We start from the raw sequence: 7,230 nt of genomic DNA, 5'->3' as shown, positions 1-7,230 counted from the left end.
AGAACGTCGTGAGACAGTTCGGTCCCTATCCTCTGTGGCGCGTCGGTGGCCGCCGAAGGGCGTGACGCCGGTGCGCGTGGTCTGGGCGGGTCAGCGCAGGGCCGGGCGGGCCATTCCGGCGTCGATGGTGTAGTCCGAGCCGGTGATGCTGGGGACCTTGCCGGAGGCGAGGAGGACGACCAGGGTGGCGACCTCCTCGGGTTCGATGATGCGGCCGGTGGCCAGGCCGGTCATCTTCGGGACGGCCTCGATGAACTCCTCGGGGGTGAGTCCGGCGCTGCGCGCGGTCTGCGGGTTGGTCCACACCCGGGTGCGGACGGGGCCGGGCGAGATGGTGTTGACGCGCACGCCCTTGGGGGTGAACTCCGCGGCCAGCGACTTGCCGACGCTGGCGAGGGCGGCCTTGGCGGCCGAGTAGTGGCCGAGCCGCGGGTCGGCGAGGGTGGCGTTGATCGAGCCGATGTTGATGACGGCGCCGTGGCGCTCGACCAGGCTGGGCAGTGCCTCGCGGGTGGTGCGGATCGCGGTGAGGACGTTCAGGCCGAACGCCTCGCGCCAGGTGTCGTCGTCGATGTCGAGGAAGCCCGCGGCCAGTTTCACGCCGCCGCCGACGTTGTTGACCAGGATGTCGATGCCGCCGAACTCGTCCAGCGCGTGCGTGACCAGGGTCCGTGCGCCGTCCTCGGTGGCCAGGTCGACGGTGCGGGTGTACGGGGTGGCGGCGCGCAGGTCGGGGCCGACGGTGCGGGAGCCGCCGAGCACCCGCGCGCCGGCCTCGGTGAGGGCGCGTACGCAGGCGAGACCGATCCCGCTGCCGGCTCCGGTGACCACGGCGGTTCTGCCGGTCAGGTCGAATCGCATGGCTACTCCTGTGACGTGGATGAGTGTGCGGCGAAGAAGCGTCCGGTGGGGCCGCCGTGCGGCTGCGTCGCGACGTCGGCGATGTACCGGGCGGCCTGCTCGGGGGGCTGGTGCGGGCCGGGCATCATGCGGGTGCGGACGCGGCCCGGGTTGACGGCGTTGACGCGGACGCCGGTGCCCTCGGTGGTCGCGGCGAGCAGGGTGGTGAGGCCGTTGAGCGCGCTCTTGGACAGCGAGTAGCCGGGGGTGCCGGGGAACAGCCGGCCGCCGAACTCCGCGGTGGTGCCGCTGGAGACGACGAGGGCGTGGCCGCTGCCGCGCCGGACCATGGCCGGCACGAACTCCTGCAGCACCCGCCAGGTGCCCAGCAGGTTCACCCGCAGGGTCCGTTCGACCAGCTCCAGCGGTACGGAGAGGGGCTCGGTGCCCGCGTCGAGCAGGACGCCGGCGTTGCACAGCAGGATGTCCGGCGGGCCGACGGTCTTCGCGGCGCGGGCGACGCTGTCCGGGTCGGTGGTGTCGAGGTCCGTCCAGCGGGTGCCGAGCTCCGCCGCGGCGGCGCGGGCCTGTTCGGGGTCGCGGGCGGTGAGGACGACGTCCAGGCCCCGTCGGTGCAGTTCGGCGGCGACGGCGCGGCCGATACCGCGGTTGGCGCCGGTGATGAGGGCGGTGCCGGTGGTCGGGGCGGTGCCGGTGGTCATCGGGTCTCCTGGGGTCCGGCGCCGGTCAGTGCAGGCGCACGCGCAGGTGTTTGACGCTGTTCATGAAGTTGGTCTCCGGGCGGGCGGGGGCCTCGACGAGTTCCAGCCGGGGCAGCAGGTCGGCGACGCCGTCCAGGAACTCGCGCAGTTCCAGGACCGCCAGGCCGTTGCCGATGCACACGTGCGGTCCGCCGCCGCCGAAGCTGAGCTGGGGGTTGGGCGTGCGGCCGAGGTCGAACCGGTCGGGGTCGGTGAACACCCGCTCGTCGCGGTTGGCGGAGCTGTACCAGACGACGACCTTCTCCCCCGCCGCCACCGGCTGCCCGGCGATCTCGGTGTCGGTGACGGCGCGCCTGGCGAAGTGGGTGACCGGGGTGACCCAGCGCAGCACCTCGGCGGCGGCGCCCGGCAGCAGGCCGCGGTCCGCGCGCAGCCGGGCGAGCTGATCGGGGTGGTCGAGCAGGGCGAGGACGCCGCCGGTGACGGAGCAGTAGGTGGTCTCGATGCCCGCGGTGATGAGGGTGGAGGCGAACAGGCCGACCTCGTCCGGGGTGAGCCGGTCCGGCAGACCGAGCCGTTCGGCGCCGTCCAGGCGGGCGTTCAACAGCAGCGAGAAGCAGTCGTCGGCGGGGTGGGCGGCCCGGTGGTGGGCGAAGTCGTTCAGATAGGCGTGGATCTGCTGGAAGGGGTTGGGCCCGGCGTCGTCGCCGTACTCCTGGTCGCCGAGGTTCACCGTGCGGCGGGCCCAGCCGAGCATGGTGGCGCGGTCCTGCCGCGGGATGTCGAGCAGTTCGAGCAGCACCTCGAAGGGCAGGCGCAGGGCGATGTCCTCGGCGAGGTCGAACTCGCCCTTCTCCCGGGCCTCTTCGAGGAGGGAGTCGACGATGCCGCGGATCGGGGCGCGCAGGGCGGTCAGCCGGGCGGGGGCGAACACCTTGAAGGTCAGCTTGCGCACCCGGGTGTGCTCGGCGCCGTCGAGGAACGTGATGATCGGCGGGCTCGGGTCGACCTTGCGGATCGAGGTCATGGTGGTCGGGCTGGAGGAGAAGGTCCGCGCGTCCCGGGAGACGGCGGACACGTCCTGGTGCCGCACCACGTGCCACAGCGGCTCGCCGTCGGTGTCCTTGCCGGGGCTGACCGGCGCGGAGTCGCGGAGGTGGCGGAAGTGCTCGTACGGGACTCCGTCGGCGAAGGACTTCGGGTCCATCAGGTCGAGGTTCGAGGCGGTCATTGCGCACCCTTTCCGGCCGGCCGCGCGGCCGGTGCGGCGCAGGCGTCGGCGAAGGCGAGTTCGTGGTGGATGCCGAGGGCGAAGTGCGTGGTGATCAGGTGGCGTTGCGCGGGTGTGGAGCGTTCGCCGAGCCGGTCGGCCAGTTCGGAGAACGCCTCGACGGCGAAGCGGTACGACTCTCCGGGGTGGTAGGCGGTGATCCAGGGGAGGTAGCGGGTGCCCGGTACGGCGTGGTCGCGCAGGTGGTCGGAGACCTCGGCGTTGAACCAGACCATGGGCAGCAGCGCTCCGACGCCGGCGTGGTACGAGGAGGCCGCGGAGGAGGTGAAGAAGGCGGCGTGGGCCGCCACCGCCGGCGCGACGGGCTCCTCGGCTGCGTCCGGCCCGGGCAGGCCGAGGCCGGGGGCGAGGGCGGCGTAGGCCGCACGCAGGCCGTCGCGGGCGTCCAGGGTCCCGACGACGGACTGGCCGAACAGGCGGGCCCCGGCGTCGTCGGGGGCGTCGGCGGCGCAGCGGGCCAGCGCGCGGGCGTAGGCGGGCAGCAGGTAGGCGGTGTCCTGGTGGACGAACCGGGCCAGCGCCGCGGCGGGCAGCGTCCCGTCACGCAGGCCGGTCCAGAACGGATGGTTCAGCACCTCGTGCAGCACCGGTGCGCAGATCTCGCGGAGTTCCTGCCGCATCGCTCTCCCTCTCGCCGCGTCGTCCGTCGGCTCGGGACCGTAGTGACGCGCGCTCGAAGGAGGCTGGTGCCGCTCTCGACCGGTCAGCCGGCGCCGGGTCCGGCGAGGCCGGTGAGTTCCTCCCACGACCAGCGCAGGCGTCCGGCGCGCAGGTCGTCGGTGACGGCGGTGAGCCAGCGCAGCTCCGCCGCGGCCATGGCGCGCTGGTACTCGGTCTCCAGCCAGATGACGCGGCCGAGTCCGTCGTCGGCCTCGCCGGCGAGCAGGGTGTCGAGGGCGTCCACGGTGCGGGCGAGGGCGGCGGTGCGGCCGTCCAGGACGGTGAGCGCCTCCTCGGGGGTGAGCATCAGCGCGAAGGAGAGCGCGACGGGGAACTGCGGGTACTCCGCCTTGGGCGTGCCGAGCATGTCGAGCAGCCACTCACGGGCGACCCGGCGGCCCTCCTCGGTGATCCGGTAGACGGTGCGCTCGGCGTACTGCTCGTCGCGCTCCACCTCGTGCACCTCGACGAGACCGGCGGCGACCAGCCGCTCGACGGTCCGGTGGATGCTCGTGCGCTGGCCGACGTTGACGACCTGGTCCTTGCCCCACTCCTTGATCAGCCGCTGCATGCCGTACGGGTGCAGCGGCCGGTAGTGCAGCAGCGACAGGACGGTCAGGGCGAGCGGGGAACTGCGCGGTGCGGAGGTGGACATGGCGCCAGTCTAAGCCCCGTCAAGTCGGCGTAACTAGTTGCACTGACACTAGTTTCTGTGCAACCATGAGGAGCCGGCGTGAGAGGCCGGAGAAAGCGCCGGCAAGACGGCGAATCGGCACGGAGAAGACACGACGGGTCGACGGAAAGGACCACCGACATGACCACCACCGAGCGCATCACCGCCCGTGGCACCGTGACGAAGCGGCTGGGCACATGGACGGCCGCCGACGCCTTCGACGTCCGCGGCCAGGACGCGAGCATCGTGCTCGACCTGCGCGCCCCGGACGTCCCCGCGGACCTGCAGATCACCGTGGACCTGCGGCACAGCACGCTGAAGCTGCTGGTGGGCGACGGCGACGTCCTCGACGACGGTGACGTCACCTGGCCCGCCAAGGGCCGGCTGAAGGACGCCCAGGGCCCCGACGGCAAGACGGGCCGCCGGATCCACCTGTACGGCACCGCCGTCGACAGCGAGATCCGGGTGCACCGCGGCGGCGTGGCCATCGTGTCCGCGATGCTCTCCCGGGAGTACCTGGACGACGCCCGGCGCGCGCTCAAGGAGCGCCGGCACACCACCGTCGACGACCCGTCGCGCGGCTAGCGAGCCGTCCGGCGGCTCAGGGGCGGCCCCGGCGGCGATCCGCCGGACCGCCCCTGGGCCGCCGCTACCAGGCGACCGGGAGCGAGTGCACCCCGTGGAACACCTTGTCCTCGCCGGCCGTCGGGACCCGCTCCGGCGGGACGGCGAGGCGCAGGTCCGGCAGCCGGCGCAGCAGCGCGCGGAAGGCCAGCTTCATCTCGAACCGGGCCAGTTGGGCGCCCAGACACTGGTGCACACCGTGGCCGAAGGCCAGGTGCGGCGCCTCGTCGCGGGACAGGTCGAGCCGGTCCGGAGCGGTGTAGACCGCCGCGTCGCGGTTGGCCGAGGCCAGCGAGATGATCAGGGTCTCCCCCGCCCGCACCTTCTGCCCGGCCACCTCCAGGTCCTCGCGGGCCGTACGGGTCAGCCCGAACTGGACGATGGTCAGATAGCGCAGGAGTTCCTCGACCGCGGTGTCCCACAGGCTCTCGTCGGCGGCCCGCAGCGCCGCCAGCTGTCCGGGGTGCCGGAGCAGCGCGAACGCCCCGAGCCCGAGCATGTTCGCGGTCGTCTCCAGGCCGGCGATCAGCAGCAGCGCGCCGATCCCGACGACCTCCTCGTCCGTCAGCGAGCCCGCCCCGTGCAGCAGGTCGCTCAGGATGTCGTCGCGGGGCCGGACCCTGCGGCCTCGGACCAGCTCGGCGAGGCCGCCGTACAGCCCGTCCCGGGCCTCGCGCAGCGGCTCCTCGGCGGTGTCCAGGGACAGCATCGCGAGGATCCAGCGCTGGTAGTCCGGGCGCTCCGCCTCGGAGATGCCGAGCATCTCGGTGATGACCCTGGTCGGGATCGGCTGCGCGAACCACTCGACCAGGTCGGCGGGCGAGCCGTGCTCGGTCATCGCGGTCAGCTGCTCGTCGATGATCTGCTCCAGCCGGGGCGTGATCTCACGGCAGCGTTTGCGGGTGAAGTAGCGGCTCACCTGCCGCCGGTAGCGGCTCTGCTCCGGCGGGTCGAGCGCCGAGAAGACGCCGGGCGGCACGGCCAGCTCGTCCTCGGGGAGCGGGAGTTCGGTCGCCGGCGTGACCTGGATCAGCGGCGGGCTGGTCCGCGGGTCCGCCAGCGCGGCCCGCACGTCCTCGTACCGGGTGACCAGCCAGCCGATCCGGCCGCCGGGCAGCCGCAGCCGGCTCATCGGCCGTTCGGCGCGCAGCCGCGCGTACTCCTCGGGCGGGTCGAACGGGCAACCGCGCCGCGCCGGCAGGGTCATCGGGTCGGGAAGCGGCATCGACATGCTCGTCACACCGGCCGGTACTCGAGCAGCGCGACGTCGCCGGGCGCGGGATCGTTGGCCGGGGCGAATCCGGCGTCGGCGGCCAGCCGGTTCCACTCGGCGCGACCGCGCTCCCGGCCGCCGAGCACGGCGAGCGACTCGACGTCGATCAGCTTGCCGATGTCCCACTCGCCCGGGCCGCGCAGCAGGTTCTCCATGATCAGCAGCCGGGCGTCGGTGTCGCCGATCGCCGCGCGGATGCTGCGCAGGATGAGGACGGCCTTGTCGTCGTCCCAGTTGTGCAGCGTGTTCTTGACGAAGTACGCGTCGCAGCCCGACGGCACCTCGGTGAAGAAGTCGATCGGGGCGACGGTGACGCGGTCCTCCACGCCGGAGCCGTCGATGACCTCCTTGGCCTCGGCGACGGTGTGCGGCTGGTCGGCCAGCACTCCCGTGGTGCCGGGGTGGCGGCGCAGCAGCTCGACGAGGAAGTGGCCGCGTCCGCCGCCCACGTCGGCGATCCGGGCGAACCTGCCGAAGTCGTACTCGTCGAAGACGCGCTCCGTGCCGGGGTAGCTGTTCTGCAGCATCGCCCGGTCGAGGACCGCCGCCTTGTCGGGGTGGGCCTTCGTGTACGCGTAGAACGGCATCCCGAAGGCGTGCGTGAACGCCGATCCGCCGGTGCGCAGGGTGTGCGCCACGTTCTCGTAGGGGCGCCAGAGCATCGGGTCGGAGGCGAACAGGAACATGTCGCGGATGCCGCCCTCGGCGCCCGAGACGAGGCCCTCGGAGACCGGCAGCAGCGCGAAGCGGCCGTCCTCGCCCTCGTGGAGGACGCCGGCGGCGGCGACGGCCCGCAGCACCCGGTAGAGGGCGTCGGGGTCGGTGCCGGTCGCGGCGCTGATCTCGGCCACCGTGCGCGGGCCGTCGGCCAGCGCGTCGGGCACCCTGACCTCGACGATCGCCCGTAGCGCGCCGATCGCCCACTTCGCGTAGACGAATCCGAGCACCTGCTGGCGCGGCGGCAGGCCGCGGTCGAACCATCCGTCCATGCCCGCGGGCTGCGGAGGGCCGTCCTGCGCGTTCATCCTTGTCCACCTCTCGTCGGGGGGCTCCGGCCGCCGACAGCCTCCCGGCGCCGGCTCGAATCCGGGTGGAACGGTGCTCGGTCGCGGCGGCGGGTTCCACCGGCGGTCGAGGAGTACTCGAA

8 protein-coding genes are annotated in these 7,230 nt (G+C 73.1%); 1 reads left to right on the top strand and 7 read right to left on the bottom strand.

All coding sequences use genetic code 11. The features are described from left to right. Window positions 1-90: 90 nt before the first annotated feature. From ACWEJX_RS13885 to ACWEJX_RS13865, 5 genes are all read right to left on the bottom strand, one after another. On the bottom strand, window positions 91-861 hold the full coding sequence (locus tag ACWEJX_RS13885; protein ID WP_451607675.1) for an SDR family NAD(P)-dependent oxidoreductase: 771 nt from the start codon (window positions 859-861) through the stop codon (window positions 91-93). A 2-nt stretch (window positions 862-863) separates the two neighbouring features. After that, entirely contained in the window at window positions 864-1,562 is a 699-nt protein-coding gene (locus tag ACWEJX_RS13880) for an SDR family NAD(P)-dependent oxidoreductase (protein WP_451607674.1), read from the bottom strand. A 25-nt stretch (window positions 1,563-1,587) separates the two neighbouring features. Further along, entirely contained in the window at window positions 1,588-2,793 is a 1,206-nt protein-coding gene (locus ACWEJX_RS13875; protein WP_451607673.1) for a cytochrome P450, read from the bottom strand. Further along, on the bottom strand, window positions 2,790-3,473 hold the full coding sequence (locus ACWEJX_RS13870; RefSeq protein ID WP_451607672.1) for a TenA family protein: 684 nt from the start codon (window positions 3,471-3,473) through the stop codon (window positions 2,790-2,792). Before ACWEJX_RS13870 ends, ACWEJX_RS13875 begins: the two co-directional genes overlap by 4 nt. 83 nt (window positions 3,474-3,556) lie before the next feature. Then, a complete protein-coding gene (locus ACWEJX_RS13865; protein ID WP_451607671.1) occupies window positions 3,557-4,168 on the bottom strand; it encodes a PadR family transcriptional regulator in 612 nt (203 codons plus the stop codon). Window positions 4,169-4,327: 159 nt separating this feature from the next. Between ACWEJX_RS13865 and ACWEJX_RS13860 the strand changes: the two genes are divergently transcribed. After that, window positions 4,328-4,771: a hypothetical protein gene (locus tag ACWEJX_RS13860; protein ID WP_451607670.1), complete on the top strand. Its 444-nt coding sequence runs from the start codon at window positions 4,328-4,330 to the stop codon at window positions 4,769-4,771. A gap of 64 nt (window positions 4,772-4,835) precedes the next feature. Here ACWEJX_RS13860 and ACWEJX_RS13855 read toward each other — a convergent pair whose 3' ends face one another. Both ACWEJX_RS13855 and ACWEJX_RS13850 read right to left on the bottom strand, forming a co-directional pair. Next, complete coding sequence (locus ACWEJX_RS13855; protein WP_451607669.1) at window positions 4,836-6,041, bottom strand: cytochrome P450; 1,206 nt, start codon at window positions 6,039-6,041, stop codon at window positions 4,836-4,838. A 5-nt stretch (window positions 6,042-6,046) separates the two neighbouring features. Continuing rightward, window positions 6,047-7,108, bottom strand: a complete 1,062-nt coding sequence (locus ACWEJX_RS13850; RefSeq protein ID WP_451607668.1) for a methyltransferase — start codon at window positions 7,106-7,108, stop codon at window positions 6,047-6,049. Between the last annotated feature and the right edge of the window lie 122 nt (window positions 7,109-7,230).

Source organism: Streptomyces sp. NPDC004788, from assembly GCF_053601115.1.
Note: the sequence above shows the minus strand (reverse complement) of the source record. Positions and strands in the feature narration are given on the sequence as shown.

Coding starts and splice junctions, on each gene's coding strand:
- ACWEJX_RS13880 (WP_451607674.1), bottom strand. CDS start 1,562: ATGACCACCGGCACCGCCCCGACCACCGGCACCGCCCTCATCACCGGC.
- ACWEJX_RS13850 (WP_451607668.1), bottom strand. CDS start 7,108: ATGAACGCGCAGGACGGCCCTCCGCAGCCCGCGGGCATGGACGGATGG.
- ACWEJX_RS13855 (WP_451607669.1), bottom strand. CDS start 6,041: ATGTCGATGCCGCTTCCCGACCCGATGACCCTGCCGGCGCGGCGCGGT.
- ACWEJX_RS13885 (WP_451607675.1), bottom strand. CDS start 861: ATGCGATTCGACCTGACCGGCAGAACCGCCGTGGTCACCGGAGCCGGC.
- ACWEJX_RS13875 (WP_451607673.1), bottom strand. CDS start 2,793: ATGACCGCCTCGAACCTCGACCTGATGGACCCGAAGTCCTTCGCCGAC.
- ACWEJX_RS13860 (WP_451607670.1), top strand. CDS start 4,328: ATGACCACCACCGAGCGCATCACCGCCCGTGGCACCGTGACGAAGCGG.
- ACWEJX_RS13865 (WP_451607671.1), bottom strand. CDS start 4,168: ATGTCCACCTCCGCACCGCGCAGTTCCCCGCTCGCCCTGACCGTCCTG.
- ACWEJX_RS13870 (WP_451607672.1), bottom strand. CDS start 3,473: ATGCGGCAGGAACTCCGCGAGATCTGCGCACCGGTGCTGCACGAGGTG.